Consider the following 13,304-nt stretch of genomic DNA (forward strand, 5'->3'; position numbering starts at 1 on the left):
TCGTGCCGGATGCGTGGGACTCGATCCAGCTCGTGATCCTCCTCCCGCAGGTGTCAGCGGCACACGGCGAGTCGGCAGGCCGATAGCGATCCTGTCTCGGGTCGCCTTCCCGGCGCACTGCTGTCACGAGCGGACCCGTCGGTCCTCAGCGCCGTGCACGGACCGCGGTCGGTACCCGGGGGCTTGCCGGGTGCGCGAGCCGATGGCCTGTCGGTCTGTGGCCAGCACTGCACCTTGACCACCCGCCACCCGCCAGTGGCCTACCCGGGTGGGCAGGCCATTCAAGTGGGTTTCGTTGGGCTGTGCAGGGTTGCCCGCGCCGGGCGTGGGGGTGATGTGCGGGACAGGGCTGATGCCTGTTCGGGGGATTGGTATCCGTTCGTGCTACCAAGCGCTGTTGGGGACCGGTCCGGTGAATGGAGTGATGGAACTGATGCGTGGTTCTTCTGGCAGACGGCGGCTGAGCGCCGTCGTCTGCGCCACGGCCGTCCTGGCGGCCCAGGCGGTGGGCCTTGCCGCCGCGCTGCCCGCCCCACCACCGGCGGCCAAGGCGGCGGAGGTCAGAACGGTGCCGGGGACCCCCGGGGTGCCGCAGGCGCCGAGCGTCGTCTACGCCGAGGACTTCGAGAACAACACGGGCGCCACGCCGATCCTGTTGCCCGCCTACGTCGGGGCGCCTCCGCAGAACGAGACGTACACCGCGGACCCGGTGTGGCTGAACCCGGCGCGTTGCAACGGCATCATCCTCAGCCAGTCGGGTGCGGACCAGCCCGCCTGTCTGGCCCAGAGCCCCGTCGCCATGAATGCCCTCAAGGCGCTGGCCGGGGTGCTGGGGCAGGTGAACGGCTCGGCGACGCCGGCGACCAACCATGTGGTGTCGGCCTACACCGACGGGGACAGCCCCGGCGCGGACAAGGTCGAGTTCCAGACGGTGAACCCCATTGCGATCCCCACGACGGGCCGGTTCATCACCTTCTCCGTCGACGCGGCGGCGCTCAACTGCGCGGTCTCCGCACCGCTGCTCAAGTTCTACCTCACGGGCAGCGGGCCGGACATCCCGACCTTCAGTTCGCCGATCAACCCGTGCACCGATCCGAGAGCGCAGAATTTCTACGGTGGCCTCGTCAAGGCCGGATCGTTCCCGAGCAATGGATCGGTCCTGTTCACCGGTGCCTCACTGGGCTTGAAGATGCTCAACGGCCAGGGCAGCGGCGACGGCAACGACCACGCCTTCGACAACATCCGCATCCTCGATGTGACACCGCAGTTGGACAAGTCGTTCGATCCGGCGACGATCACCGCGGGCGGGGTCTCCACCCTCACGCTCACCGTCACCAACACCACCGACCTCGCGGCGAAGGCCGGCTTCGGCCTCACCGACGCCCTGCCCGCCGGATTGACGGTCGCGGCCACCCCGAATGCGGCCACCACCTGCGGCGCGGGCACGGTCGCGGCCACCGGGGGCGGCACCTCGTTCTCCCTGACCGGCGGCGCGCTGACCGCCGGCCAGGCATCGTGCACGGTCACGGTCGATGTGACCGCCACCGCCTCCGGCAGCTATGTGAACGGGCCCGGTCAGACGACCGTGACCGGCCTCAACCCGCCGGCGGACGCAACGCTCACCGTGGGCTCAGCCCCCTCGATCACCAAGGCGGTCACCGAGGCGTCGTTCGTGGCGGGCCAGGCGCTCCACTACACGTACACGGTGAAAAACAACGCTACCCAGCCGCTGACGAACATCCAGGTCACCGACACCGGTCCGGGCAGCCCGACGGTGACCTGCCCGGCGGGACCGCTGGCCGGGGGCGCCTCGGTCGACTGCACGGCCACCTATACGGCGACCGCCGCAGATGTCACGGCGGGCCAGATCGTCAACACGGCCACTCTCACCGTGACCGACGCGGGCGGTGAGACCGTCACCGTGGGCAGCAACCAGGTCACCGTGCTGCCGCGGTCTCTGACCATCGGCAAATCGGCCACCGAGCAAGAGTTCACAGCGGCCGGCCAGACGCTCCACTACACGTACACCGTCACCAACACCGGCGGCGTCACGCTGACCGGGGTGAGCGTGAACGACCTCACCCCCGCGGTCACCGTCTCGGCCTGCGCGGACACGACCCTGGCGCCCGGCGCCATGACCACCTGCCAGGGCACCTACACCACGACCGCCGCCGATGTCGCCGCCAAGAACATCCCCGACCAGGCGACCGTCACCGGCAACGACCCGGGCGGACAGCCCGCGAACGCCACCAGCAACGAGGTCAACACTCCGCTCGCCGCCCTCTCCGTGGTCAAGGGCGCCACCGAGACCCAGTTCAGCGGACCCGGGCAGACGATCCACTACACCTTCACCGTCACCAATACCGGCGCCGTACCGCTCACCGCCCTCAGCGTCCAGGACAACGGCCCCGGCACCCCGACGGTGACCTGCCCGCCCGGCCCCCTGGCCCCGAATGCGTCGGTGGACTGCACGGCCACCTACACCACCACCGCCGCCGACGTGACGGCCGGCCAGATCGTCGACACCGCCACCGCCTCGGCCACCACCCCCAGCGGCAGGAACGTCACCGGCACCAGCAACACCGTCACCATCCCCTATGTCCCGCCGCGCGGCGTTGACCTCGCGGTGGTGAAGACCGGCCCCGCGTCGGTGGCGCCGGGTGGTGAGATCACGTACACGATCGTCGTGACCAACAACGGGCCGGGCGATTCGACGGGCTGGACCCTCACGGACACCATCCCCGCAGGCGTCACGGGGGCGTCCACCCAGAGTCCGGGCTGTGGCATCGGGTCGGGCATCCTGACCTGCACGGGCGGTCCGCTCGCGAACGGCGACAGTGTCACGGTCGCGGTGACCGGCACCGCCGCGGCGAACGCCACCACCATCGAGAACACGGCCAAGGTCACCGGCAAGGACCCCGACCCCGACCCGGGCAACAACACCAGCACCAGCACCACCGGCGTGACCAAGTTGGAGATCGTCAAGAAGCAGAAGGGCTCCGCGACCGTCAGGGCCGGGAGCGAGGTCGAGTACACGATCACGGTCAGGAACACGGGGACCGCCGCCTACACCGAGGCGAACCCGGCGACCTTCAGCGACGACCTCTCCGAACTCCTCGACGACGCCCGCTTCAACAACGATGCCACCGCCACCCGCGGCGATGTCTCCTACAGCGAGCCGCTCCTGGAGTGGTCAGGCGCCCTCGCCCCCGGGCAGACGGCGACCATCACCTTCTCCATCACCACCAACGCCCGCCCTTTCGGCGACCTCCAACTCCTGAACACCGTCACCTCTGACACTCCGGGCAACAACTGCCCCGCCACCCGAAGCGAAGCCACCCCCGACCCGCGCTGCACCACCAAGGGCACGGTCGATGCCAGAGACAAAGACAAGGAGAGCCCCCGCGCCACCCGTCGGGGCTGACCGCTGACCACTGATTGCTGTCCGCTGACCGTTGACAGCCACGGCCCGGGCACCCACGCGCGTGGGTGCCCGGGCCGTCGTCCACTGCTCATCCGCTTCTCGGCTCGCCTGAGGTCAGCCGCCGGTGCGCCGGCCCCAGACGTAGACCTCGTCCCCGAGCCGGAGTCCGTTCCAGAGGGCTTCGGCCTCGTCGTAGCGGAGGTTGACACAGCCGTGGGAGCCGGGGTCCTCCCAGATGTTGCGGTAGCTGCCGTGCAGTGCTTGACCGCCGTCGAAGAACTGGGCGAAGGGCATGGGCCCTTCGTAGAGGGTCGACCAGAACTCCTTCTGCCGGTCGAAGATCTGATGCCATCCGGTCCTGGTCGGATAGTCCGGCGACCCCGTACGTGCGGGCACCGGCCGGAAGATGACCTTCCCGGCGTCCTCCACCCACAGGATCTGCCGGTTCATGTCGACACAGACCACCGTGCCGGAGGTGTCCGGGCACCCGGCGATCGCGTCCCCCTCCGCCACGGCCCGCTCCCACATCACCGCGCGGTACGTGAACAGGCCCGCGTACCCCTGATCCGGGACGATCCCCAGCTTCCGTTGGAATTCCTGGATCACCGAACAGTCCCCCGCGGACTGAATCCCGTCCACCACCAGCCCCAGGTGATCCTCCACCTCCTCCTGATACGGACCCGTCGACGTCGTGCACGTCACGGCACCCTGGGGCCGGGAGGGCTTTAGCTCCGGGCGGGCCGCGGTACCCAACGCGGTACCCAACACAGAGGAGACAGGTCCCGACCGGGGCCGCTGTCCGTCATCGGTCTGCCCCGCCGCCGAGCCGACGGCCGCGGTCGGGGCCGCGGCGAGAGCCCCCAGGCAGACGGTGCCTGTCAGCCCCCACAGAAGGCGGGCCGCTATTCGGAAGTTGGTCATCCCAGGCTCCTCGACTCCCGGTCACCCTCGCTTTCGCGGCAGTCTCCGGGCAGGGTTCTGTGTCCCGTGAGCGGTAGCCGCTGATGGCGGCTGTCAAACAGGCCCGGCCGTGGCCTCACTCCGACGCATCAGCGATCCCACCCCATTGGTCCGGACCGTCCAGGTGCGACTGAGGATGCCGGTACCGCCGACCAGTCCCTGCCCAGCTCAGCGGATTCGCGAGGTGTGTCGAAACGAGGGCCGCTTCCGCGTCGACAGAGTGCGCGGGTGACGACCTGTTCCCGTGCAAGACGTCAGAGGAGGCCCCTATGAACACCACTGCCCGCCCCGGGATGCCCACCACGGCGCTGGTGAGTCGCCGGGGTGTCGTCGCTGCCACCCCGTCGGTGATCTTCGCTCTGCTCGCCGCACCGGGCGAGCACCCGGGCTTGGACGGCACCGGTGAGGTGCAGAGTGTCATCGAAGGGCCTCAGCGGCTGGAACTCGGCTCGGTGTTCCGGATGCGGATGAAGGGCTACATGACCGCGAACACCGTCGTGGAGTTCGAGCACGATGCCCTGATCGCGTGGCGACACCGCGGCCGGCACGTGTGGCGTTGGCAGTTGAGGGCGGTGCCCGGCGGTACCGAGGTCACGGAGACGTTCGACTACACCGCCAAGCGGGCGCGGCGGCTGGTACGGCTGATCGGCATCCCGAAGCGGGCGGGCACCGCGATGGACAAGACACTCACCGCGCTACAGGCACGGTTCGCCTGAGCGGCGGAGTCGTTTCCATGGCCAGGCTGCCCGGGCGCCGAACAGTCTCGATGCCCACGCTGCCCGGGCGCCGAGTTGTTTCGAGGGCTCGACCGCCCGGGCGCCGAGTCGTTTCTATGCCCCGGCTGTCTGGGCGCCGCAGTTCCTGGCCGGCGAAAAAGATGCCTGCCCTACGCTGTCGAAACCCTCGCCGACGTGCGCGTCGAGCAGGTGAGAGGCGGCACAGCCGCCGCAATGAAAGGGAACGCCATGCGCTACATCCTGATGTCGCACGTCGACGATTCCGCCCTGAACGCGATGGCACCCGAGGCGTTCCAGGCCACGATGGGACGATTCGTCTCCTTCACGCAGGCGCTGGCGGAATCCGGGGTGCTGCGTGGTGCCGAGCAGTTGCAGCCCGCCGACACGGCGACGACGGTGCGCAACCGGCAGGGGGAAGCCCTGCTCACCGACGGACCGTACGCCGAGTTGGCGGAGTCCTTCGGCGGCTTCTGGATCGTGGAAGCACCCGTCCTTGACACCGTGCTGAAGTACGCGGCGGACTGCCCGGCCGCTGACTTCGGCTCGGTCGAAGTCCGGTCCCTGGCCGAACTGGGCTGAGCGGATGTCCGGCCCGGTCGAGGTCGCCGTCGAACAGGTCTACCGGGAGGAGTGGCCCACCCTTGTGGCCACTCTGGCCCGGTGGACCGGTGATCTCGACCGGGCCGAGGACGCCGCCGCCGAGGCGGTCGCCAAGGCGTTCGAAACCTGGCCCCGCGACGGGATTCCCAACCGGCCGGGCGCCTGGCTACAGACCACCGCCCGCCGCAGGATCCTCGACCGGCTGCGCCGCGACCGCGTCGCCGTGGACAAGCTCGCCACCCTGGCCCATGAGCTCCGCGACGAACCGGGAGCCGACAGCGTCAGCGACCCCGACGATCCGTTCGGCGCCGTGCGTTGGTCCGACGCCGCTGCGGAGGACCTGCTCCGGCTGGTGTTCACGTGCTGTCACCCCGCCCTGGCCGCCTCCGCACAGGTGCCGCTCGCGCTGCGGCTGCTGTGCGGGCTGACCGCAGCCGAAACCGCCCGACTGCTGCTCACGACCGAATCCACCGTCGCCCAACGCCTGGTCCGTGCCAAACGCAAGATCCGCGATGCCGGCATCACCCTGGGCATCCCGCCCCGCGCCGCCTGGCCGGACCGACTTGACGCGGTGCTGACCGTCATCGGCCTGGTCTTCACCGAAGGGCACACGGCCGTGGAAGGCCCGGTACTGGTCCGTGGCGCCCTGTGCGATGAGGCACTGCGTCTGGCCGTTCTGCTGCGCAGGCTGCTGCCCGACGAACCCGAAGTCCTCGGTCTGTCGGCGCTGCTGCTGCTCACCGACGCACGACGCGACGCCCGCACCGAAGGCGATGACCTGGTCCTACTCGCTGATCAGGATCGCAGCCGCTGGCGTTGGGACGACATCGACCAGGGACTCCACCTCGCCACCATGGCCCTGCACCGAAGTGGCACCCGTCCCGGCCGATGGGTCCTGCAGGCTTGCATCGCCGCCCTCCAGGTCCAGCCCGTGCCGGACCGGGAAGCCATCGTCACCCTCTACGACCGGCTTGCCGAACAGACCCCGTCCTCGGCGGTCCTGGCCAATCGCGCCGCCGCGATCGCCCTGGCCAGGGGACCTGCGGCCGGTATCGCAGCTCTCCACGGCGTTCAAGCCGCCCCCGGTGACCACCGGCTGCTCGCACTCCGTGCCGAGCTCACCGCAGAACTCGGCCGGCACCCCGAGGCACGGCAACTGATGCACCGCGCGATCCAAGCCACCCGTAACGACGTCGAGCGCCGTCACTTGCAGCGACGACTCGACACTTGGACCCACCCCAACGTCTGAGTACAGCCCTCTGAGGAACTGCAACAGGGGGACCGCAGTAAGGCGTGTCGTCGCTCGCCGCGCGGGATGATGCAGAGCCTGGGGCCGCTGTGGCATCCGTCCACGACGCCCGTCGGGAGTGTCCGCTTGAGCAATGTGCACCGGCCGGAGGACCTGGCCGTCGTCTCCGCCGCCGGAACCGGGTTGGTCTGGTACGCCTCCTACGGTTCCAACATGGACCTGGAACGCCTGCGGTACTACCTCGTCGGCGGTAGGCCCATGGGGGCTGCGCGGACCTATCCGGGGTGTCGTGATCATCGTGCGCCCCGGCGTTCGATGGCGTTGGAGCTGCCCGGGGCGCTCTACTTCGCCACCGAGTCGCCCGTGTGGACCGGGGGAAGGGCGTTCTACGATCCCGATGCCGAAGGGGTCCTCTGGGCGCGCGCCCATCTCATCACTGCGCAGCAGTTCTCCGACATCGCAGCCCAGGAGATGGGCCGAGCCCCCGGCGTGGACCTCGATCTGGGGACTGCGCTGACCGAGGGGCGGTCCGTTCTCGGCCCGGGACGCTATGAGACCTTGGTGCGCCCGGGGTACTTGGCGGGGGTTCCGGTCTTCACGTTCACCGCTCCCTGGCGATCCCGCGGCGCTGTGCTCAACAGGCCGTCGCCGGCCTATCTACGACACCTCGCCGCCGGGCTCCTGGCCTGCGGGGCCTGGGAGCGCGCCGCCGTGGCCGAGTACTTGGCGCGGGCTCCGGGGGCGGCCGGTGCATGGACGCCGTGCGAGGTGGCGCAGTTGATCTCTGTACGACCGTGATCTCTGCGCGACCGTAGTCTCCGTGCGACCGTGACGGGTGACGGGTGACGGGTGACGGGGTCGCGTCGATGGAGGTGGCGGTGCGGCCGGTCCGCTGGGCGTCAGCCGCACCGCTCAATGGTCCTGCTCAGAGCTCGCCGCTTTCGACAAGCTCCGTGGTGACCTGGTTCCGCAGCTCAGGGCAGTGCGTATCCACGGCGATGAGCAGCAGTTTGTGGGCGTCGGGCTTGATGGTGTTCCAGTCTTTCCCTGAGGGGTACAACTTCCCCTCCTTCTCATCGAAGAGGTACTTGACGCTGCGCCCTGCCTTGAGCCCCTTGCACCATTCCAGTGGGAAATGGGCGAGGTCGGTCTCGATGGGTGCGTAGTCCGTCCAGCCTTCGAAGTCCGCGCTCAAGGCGCCTACGAGGAACCGCTGTTTGGCGCTTTCGGTACCCCCGGGGGAAGGAGCCGTTGTTCCCGGCGTAGTCGTGCCGTCTTCGGTCCCGCAGCCCACGAGCGATGCGAGCAGCAGGGTCGTGACGATGGCCGTGGTGGTCGTTGTGGTGCGCATGGTCCCCCTGGACGTGCGTGGCTGTACGGGACATGGTGAGGCCACAGGAGGGTGAATGGTGGGTGGTGCGTCCGGATTGTGACATAGCTGATATGCGTTCTGTAGGGCCGACCTGCACATAGTGCAATGGTGTACAGAGCGGCGTTGAAAATTGGTCTAGTAGTTTCGAGCATGGCGGAAAGCGGGCGTTTACGGGCGGTTGCGGCGTTCAACGCCGGGAGGGCCAACGGCTTTCGGACAGCCTGGCGCGGGGTTGTCGTCGGCCATGCGGGAGTGCTCCATGAGTCCGAGCCGGCGGGAAGGCAAGCCGGAGAGCGAGCCCGGCATGATCCACAAAGCAGGACCCTCGGTCGTACCGGTGCTGGTGGTGCCCGAGTGGCTGCCCCGGTGTTGGAGTCGGTGGGCGGGGCGGTTGCCCACCCCGACCCACCGACCCGCTCACCCACCGATCCGCGCACTCAACGGCTCACCCGGTTTGTGTCCTAGGCGGACTTGGCCGGCGCCAGGGCTTCTGGAGCGTGATCCACGGGGGCGAGTCGGCCCGTTCTGTGAAGGGCGTTGAGCGCCGCCGCGCACAGGAGGCCGAGGGCGATCAGCGAGATCCACGGCAGCGCCGACAGTCCGGCGCCGCGTGCGGTGTCCAACGCCACTCCGGTGAGCAGATTGCCGATGGTGATGCCAATGCCGCAGATGGTGTTGTAGAGCCCGTAGTGGGTGGCGACGAGTCGGTCACCGCTGAGCCTGACGATCGTGTCCATCTCAAACGGGTACGCGATCATCGTCCCGAAGGCGAGCAGGAGCGCGGCCAGCGTCGGGGGCACGGCTGCGAAGAGCCAGCGGCCCACGTTGCCCTCCGGGACGGGCAGTGCGGTGGCGAGCAGCAGAGGAGTGAACGCCGTCGCCATGGCCAGAAGTCCCCACACCAGCGCTCGGCCCGCCGGCATCCGTGCTGTGCACCAGGCGGTCACCCGGGTCTGGTAGACGATGGTCGACAGTCCGGACACGGCGAAGAGCACCGCTACGGCCGCCGTGCTCGCACCACCGTCCCCACCCACGCGACGCACTTCGAGGGGGAGCGCCAGGTACACCTGGAAGGTCAGGACGTACGAGCCGATCATCGCCGCGGCAAACAGCAGGAACGGGCGATTTTGGAAGATGCTCCGCCATGAGGTGAGCACGGACCCCTCGCCTCGGGCGGACGGTTTGTCCGAGGCCCGGCGCGCGGGCAGGCTGCGGATCTGTACGACGCTCAGCACCGCGAAGACGGCGGCCGAGACCAGGCAGGTGACCCGGAAGTCGACCCCGGTGAGCACCATTCCGACCAGGGGCCCCAACAGGATGCCGGCCTGGTAGAAGACGTTGAAGAGGGCGAACGCCTCCACGCGTCGCTCCCCTGCGTCGGCTGCCAGATAGGCGCGCACGGCCGGATTGAACAGGGCACCTGCCAGCCCGGTCGCCGCCGATGCCGCGAGCAGCGCGGGCAGCGACTGGACAAGGCCGAGGGTCGCGAAACCCACGGTCCGCAGTACGCAGCCGGCGACGATCAGCGGTTTGTAGCCCAGTCGATCCGCGAGGGTGCCGCCGACCAGGAACATCCCCTGTTGGCTGAAGTTCCGTACGCCGAGGATCAACCCGACCGTCCAGCCGGCCAGCCCGAGGGTGCCGGAGAGATGGGCCGCCAGGTACGGCATCAGCATGTAGAAGCCCAGATTGATGGTGAACTGATTCACCATCAGCAGCTGCACGCTCTTTTCGTACGAGCGGATCTGGCCGATGGTCGATCTCATCGGTCCGTACCCTCGGTTCCTGCCGCTTTCTTGGTGCTCGGGGAGGACGCGGCACGTTCGTCCGCGCGCCCGGCGCCGTTGGCGCCCGACGGCTCCAAGGGGTCGACGACGGCCGGGCAGCGGGTCCAGCGGACGACTTCCTTCTCGTCCATGCGACCCACCACCTCGGGTTCCACGGCCGGCCGCTCGTCGAGCAGCCCGTGCGCGGAGCAGTAGTCGTCGTCGTACACCGTGCTCAGATAGCGTTCCGGACCGTCGGGGAAGACGGCCGCGATCCGGGTGTCGGCCGGCTGAGTACGTGCCAACCAGCCCGCGACCAGGGCGACGGCTCCCACACTCCAGCCTCCGGTGGCGTAGTGGGACGCGGCGAGTTGCCTGCACGTCCAGACCGCCTCGCCGGGTGCCACCCAGTGCACCTCGCTGAAGTGGTCGTAGGCGACGTTGCGCGGGTAGATGCTGGAGCCGAGCCCCCGCATCAGCCGGGGGCGGGCGGGTTGGCCGAAGATCGTGGAACCGATGGTGTCGACTCCGACGAGGCGTAGCTCGGGGTAGAGCTGACGCAGCACCCGGGATACGCCGGCCGAGTGGCCGCCCGTGCCCACGCTGCACACGAGGACGTCGATGTGTCCCAGCTCGGCCGCGAGTTCCAGGGCGAGGGGGGTGTATGCGGTGGTGTTGTCGGGGTTGTTGTACTGGTCGGGGCACCAGGAATCCGGATGCCGGTCCATCAGTCGGGTGACGCGGTCCCGTCGGGCCTGCTGCCAGCCGCCGGTCGGATGCGGGTCGGAGACGACATTGACCTGTGCTCCGTAGGCGGTGAGCAGGCGGGTCATGGAACGCTCCAGACCGGGGTCGGTCACCAGGGTGACGGGGTGACCGTAGACCATCCCGGCCAGGGCCAGCCCCAACCCCAAGGTGCCGCTAGTGGATTCGATGATGCGGGCGCCGGGCTTGAGCTCGCCCCGAGCCCTGGCACGTTCGACCATGTGGAGGCCCGGTCGGTCCTTGATGCCCCCGGGGTTGAACCCCTCCAGCTTGGCCCAGAATCCGCGGTCCGAGGGTGTGAAGGGGGCGGAGATGCGCAGGACGGGGGTGTTGCCGACCAGCCCCGACAGCGCGGTGCGTGCGGGAGCGGTCGCCGTTGAGGCGGTGAGGGAGGAATCACCGAGGAGCGACGCGCCGGGTAGGGCGCCGACGGCCGAGGGGTCGCCGCGGTGGTCGAGGGGAGCGGCGTTCGTGGACGGGTTGGTTGATCGGCCCGTCGTCAACGGTGCCGTGGTGCCGGCCGTGGGGTTGGTGGAGAGGGAGGACATGGGTTGTGGGCTCTCTTCGGTCGATGGCGTCATTCGGCGGCTGGGCGAACCGGCCTCCTAGATCCGCCACCGGGAGATGCGAAGAAGGGTGAGCCGGCCGGTTCTGGTGCCGTGAGCAGTCGGCGGCGACCCGCGGAGGTCTTGGACGGCCGCCCTGCCCGGGGCCGGTGGATGCCCTTCTGCCGTATGGGTCGTGGGGGCGGACGGGGCTTGCTCGGCCGGCTTGATTCGCGGACTGCGGCTGTCCGGTGGACACGAGGGGCTCGGCGCGACGGGGGCGTGGCCCGTGGTCGCCTCGGCGATCAAGGGCAGGGCCGGGGGTGCCGGTGTTCCCGAAGGGGAGTGCCCGACCGTTGCGGAATGGGTGGAACAGCTTGCGGCGATGGCGACAAGAGCGGTGAGGACACCCAGGGTGAACGCTCTGCGCATTCTCGACCAGACGCTTGCGGGAAAAGTGGTACGACGAGACGGCATATGTCCTCCGAGCCTCTCCCTTTCGCATGCCGACTCACGAAGTGAATCGTTGGCGGAGGGAGTAGCGAAGGGGCGGAAATGGCCTGAGGAAGAGGATCGAGAGAATTACCGGGGCAGCACTGATGGACCCCGTGGCGCAGTGGGGTTGAATGGAGTGCAGCGGTTTTTTGAGAGTTCTCGATCGGCGGGCCAGGGGTTGTCCCGGCCCGCGGAATGCTCAGGGTCTAGATCCGCAGGACGTCGTGTGCCTGTGCGTCGCCGGGGATGGCCGCAGCGCCCGACGAACCGTCGAGGGAAGGTGCGGGAGGCGACCAATCGCTGTGCGGACACTGTGTCAGTGCAGCCGGGCACGGCATGGGCGACGACGGAGTGAGCTGCGGTTGCGTCGGCATGCACTGCTCGACGTGGTGCGCGGAACTACCCGTGTGCACCTCGTTGGAGGGCCGGGCGCCGTGGCTGCCCACCGTCGGGGGGCCGGCGTCGGCCGTCAGTTCGTGTGATGTGGTTCCGCCGCTGCTATTCGAGGTCGGGATGACGACCGGTAGCGGGACGGAATTCACTGTCGAGAAAGCGGTGCTGGCCGGGTGATGGGTGACGCCTTCGGCGTTCGTGCCGTGCGTGGACAGCAAACCCAATACGAGCAGGGTCAGCCAAAGGAAGTGCAGCGGACCACGAAAGTTCGCGGGCCGCAGAACACCGATGGGTGGCCGCGCCGTAATCATGCCGTGATGATAGCCGGTTGAGTGCGATCAACGACAACTCGCCTTCGGTGTCGTCGAATTCGATGTGATGGACATTTGTTGCACCCGGGTACGGAGGGGGGACAGCTGCTCGCGTATGTGTCGAGTATTTTCGGACTGGTTGCGCGGTGGGGACTGTGGTGAGCATGTGATGAATGGGTCTTGAGTTACGCAGCATCGCCCACTGGCGAGAGTGGCGAGCGGCACGTCGTCCGGGTGGGGAGCCCAAGGAAAGACCGTGGTCGGAGCCGGTTCGGTGAGGGGCGAGCCTGCTGTGGGCAGACCTAGATGGCGGTGTCCGGCGCTACCTCTATCTGAAGCCCTCCACAGATGGTGCGACGTCATGATTCAGCCGTACCTCCATGACTGATTCCGCGAAGGTAGGGCCATAAGGGGCAAGCGAGACAGTCTCTGATGATCCGGGAGATCGCGCGGTGAGCCACCAACGGCTTGCGGCACGGGCGAACTGGGCATCCCGAGCCCGCGCCGGCGAGCTGGTCGACCAGGCCCGCGAACACCCCTCAGCCCCGCTGCCCAACCCCGTGCCCGCGAGTCGATCGCCTCGCCCACCCGGGGGCCGCACTGGCGCAGCCGTCCCCCGTTCGGCTGCGGCACTCGGGTCCTTTTCGCCCGCTCCATCACGCGGATGCGCCACTGCGGGGCATACCT

At 68.8% G+C, this 13,304-nt stretch carries 10 protein-coding genes; 5 read left to right on the forward strand and 5 right to left on the reverse strand.

Going from position 1 to position 13,304, the window contains the following annotated elements:
- Positions 1 to 433 precede the first annotated feature (433 nt).
- Complete coding sequence (locus tag OID54_RS21320) at positions 434 to 3,424, forward strand: DUF7507 domain-containing protein (RefSeq protein ID WP_329021704.1); 2,991 nt, start codon at positions 434 to 436, stop codon at positions 3,422 to 3,424.
- Between the two features lie 114 nt (positions 3,425 to 3,538).
- Here the strand turns inward: OID54_RS21320 and OID54_RS21325 are convergent, their stop codons facing one another.
- Positions 3,539 to 4,345 carry a L,D-transpeptidase gene (locus OID54_RS21325; RefSeq protein WP_329021706.1) on the reverse strand — a complete coding sequence of 269 codons (807 nt, stop codon included), beginning with the start codon at positions 4,343 to 4,345 and terminating at the stop codon, positions 3,539 to 3,541.
- A 308-nt stretch (positions 4,346 to 4,653) separates the two neighbouring features.
- Between OID54_RS21325 and OID54_RS21330 the strand changes: the two genes are divergently transcribed.
- From OID54_RS21330 to OID54_RS21345, 4 genes are all read left to right on the forward strand, one after another.
- Entirely contained in the window at positions 4,654 to 5,100 is a 447-nt protein-coding gene (locus tag OID54_RS21330; RefSeq protein WP_329021708.1) for an SRPBCC family protein, read from the forward strand.
- A 249-nt stretch (positions 5,101 to 5,349) separates the two neighbouring features.
- Positions 5,350 to 5,700 (forward strand): YciI family protein, encoded by a 351-nt coding sequence (locus OID54_RS21335; RefSeq protein ID WP_329021711.1) that lies wholly within the window; start codon positions 5,350 to 5,352, stop codon positions 5,698 to 5,700.
- 4 nt (positions 5,701 to 5,704) lie between these two features.
- Positions 5,705 to 6,970, forward strand: a complete 1,266-nt coding sequence (locus OID54_RS21340) for an RNA polymerase sigma factor (protein WP_329021714.1) — start codon at positions 5,705 to 5,707, stop codon at positions 6,968 to 6,970.
- A gap of 126 nt (positions 6,971 to 7,096) precedes the next feature.
- Positions 7,097 to 7,768 carry a histone deacetylase gene (locus OID54_RS21345; protein WP_443055654.1) on the forward strand — a complete coding sequence of 224 codons (672 nt, stop codon included), beginning with the start codon at positions 7,097 to 7,099 and terminating at the stop codon, positions 7,766 to 7,768.
- 127 nt (positions 7,769 to 7,895) lie between these two features.
- On the opposite strand, the gene OID54_RS21350 is transcribed toward OID54_RS21345, so the two are convergent.
- From OID54_RS21350 to OID54_RS21365, 4 genes are all read right to left on the reverse strand, one after another.
- The gene (locus OID54_RS21350) at positions 7,896 to 8,321 is read right to left on the reverse strand and encodes a hypothetical protein (RefSeq protein WP_329021716.1); all 426 of its coding nucleotides are present in this window, start codon (positions 8,319 to 8,321) and stop codon (positions 7,896 to 7,898) included.
- A gap of 482 nt (positions 8,322 to 8,803) precedes the next feature.
- The gene (locus OID54_RS21355; protein WP_329021719.1) at positions 8,804 to 10,108 is read right to left on the reverse strand and encodes an MFS transporter; all 1,305 of its coding nucleotides are present in this window, start codon (positions 10,106 to 10,108) and stop codon (positions 8,804 to 8,806) included.
- The gene (locus tag OID54_RS21360) at positions 10,105 to 11,421 is read right to left on the reverse strand and encodes a PLP-dependent cysteine synthase family protein (protein ID WP_329021721.1); all 1,317 of its coding nucleotides are present in this window, start codon (positions 11,419 to 11,421) and stop codon (positions 10,105 to 10,107) included. Before OID54_RS21360 ends, OID54_RS21355 begins: the two co-directional genes overlap by 4 nt.
- 698 nt (positions 11,422 to 12,119) lie before the next feature.
- Positions 12,120 to 12,617, reverse strand: a complete 498-nt coding sequence (locus tag OID54_RS21365; RefSeq protein WP_329021723.1) for a hypothetical protein — start codon at positions 12,615 to 12,617, stop codon at positions 12,120 to 12,122.
- Positions 12,618 to 13,304: the final 687 nt, after the last annotated feature.

The organism is Streptomyces sp. NBC_00690 (assembly GCF_036226685.1).
GTDB lineage: Bacteria > Actinomycetota > Actinomycetes > Streptomycetales > Streptomycetaceae > Streptomyces.

Bases quoted from the DNA above. Each gene is read 5' to 3' on its own strand.
- OID54_RS21320 (WP_329021704.1), top strand. From the start codon at position 434: ATGCGTGGTTCTTCTGGCAGACGGCGGCTGAGCGCCGTCGTCTGCGCC.
- OID54_RS21325 (WP_329021706.1), bottom strand. From the start codon at position 4,345: ATGACCAACTTCCGAATAGCGGCCCGCCTTCTGTGGGGGCTGACAGGC.
- OID54_RS21330 (WP_329021708.1), top strand. From the start codon at position 4,654: ATGAACACCACTGCCCGCCCCGGGATGCCCACCACGGCGCTGGTGAGT.
- OID54_RS21335 (WP_329021711.1), top strand. From the start codon at position 5,350: ATGCGCTACATCCTGATGTCGCACGTCGACGATTCCGCCCTGAACGCG.
- OID54_RS21340 (WP_329021714.1), top strand. From the start codon at position 5,705: ATGTCCGGCCCGGTCGAGGTCGCCGTCGAACAGGTCTACCGGGAGGAG.
- OID54_RS21350 (WP_329021716.1), bottom strand. From the start codon at position 8,321: ATGCGCACCACAACGACCACCACGGCCATCGTCACGACCCTGCTGCTC.
- OID54_RS21355 (WP_329021719.1), bottom strand. From the start codon at position 10,108: ATGAGATCGACCATCGGCCAGATCCGCTCGTACGAAAAGAGCGTGCAG.
- OID54_RS21360 (WP_329021721.1), bottom strand. From the start codon at position 11,421: ATGTCCTCCCTCTCCACCAACCCCACGGCCGGCACCACGGCACCGTTG.
- OID54_RS21365 (WP_329021723.1), bottom strand. From the start codon at position 12,617: ATGATTACGGCGCGGCCACCCATCGGTGTTCTGCGGCCCGCGAACTTT.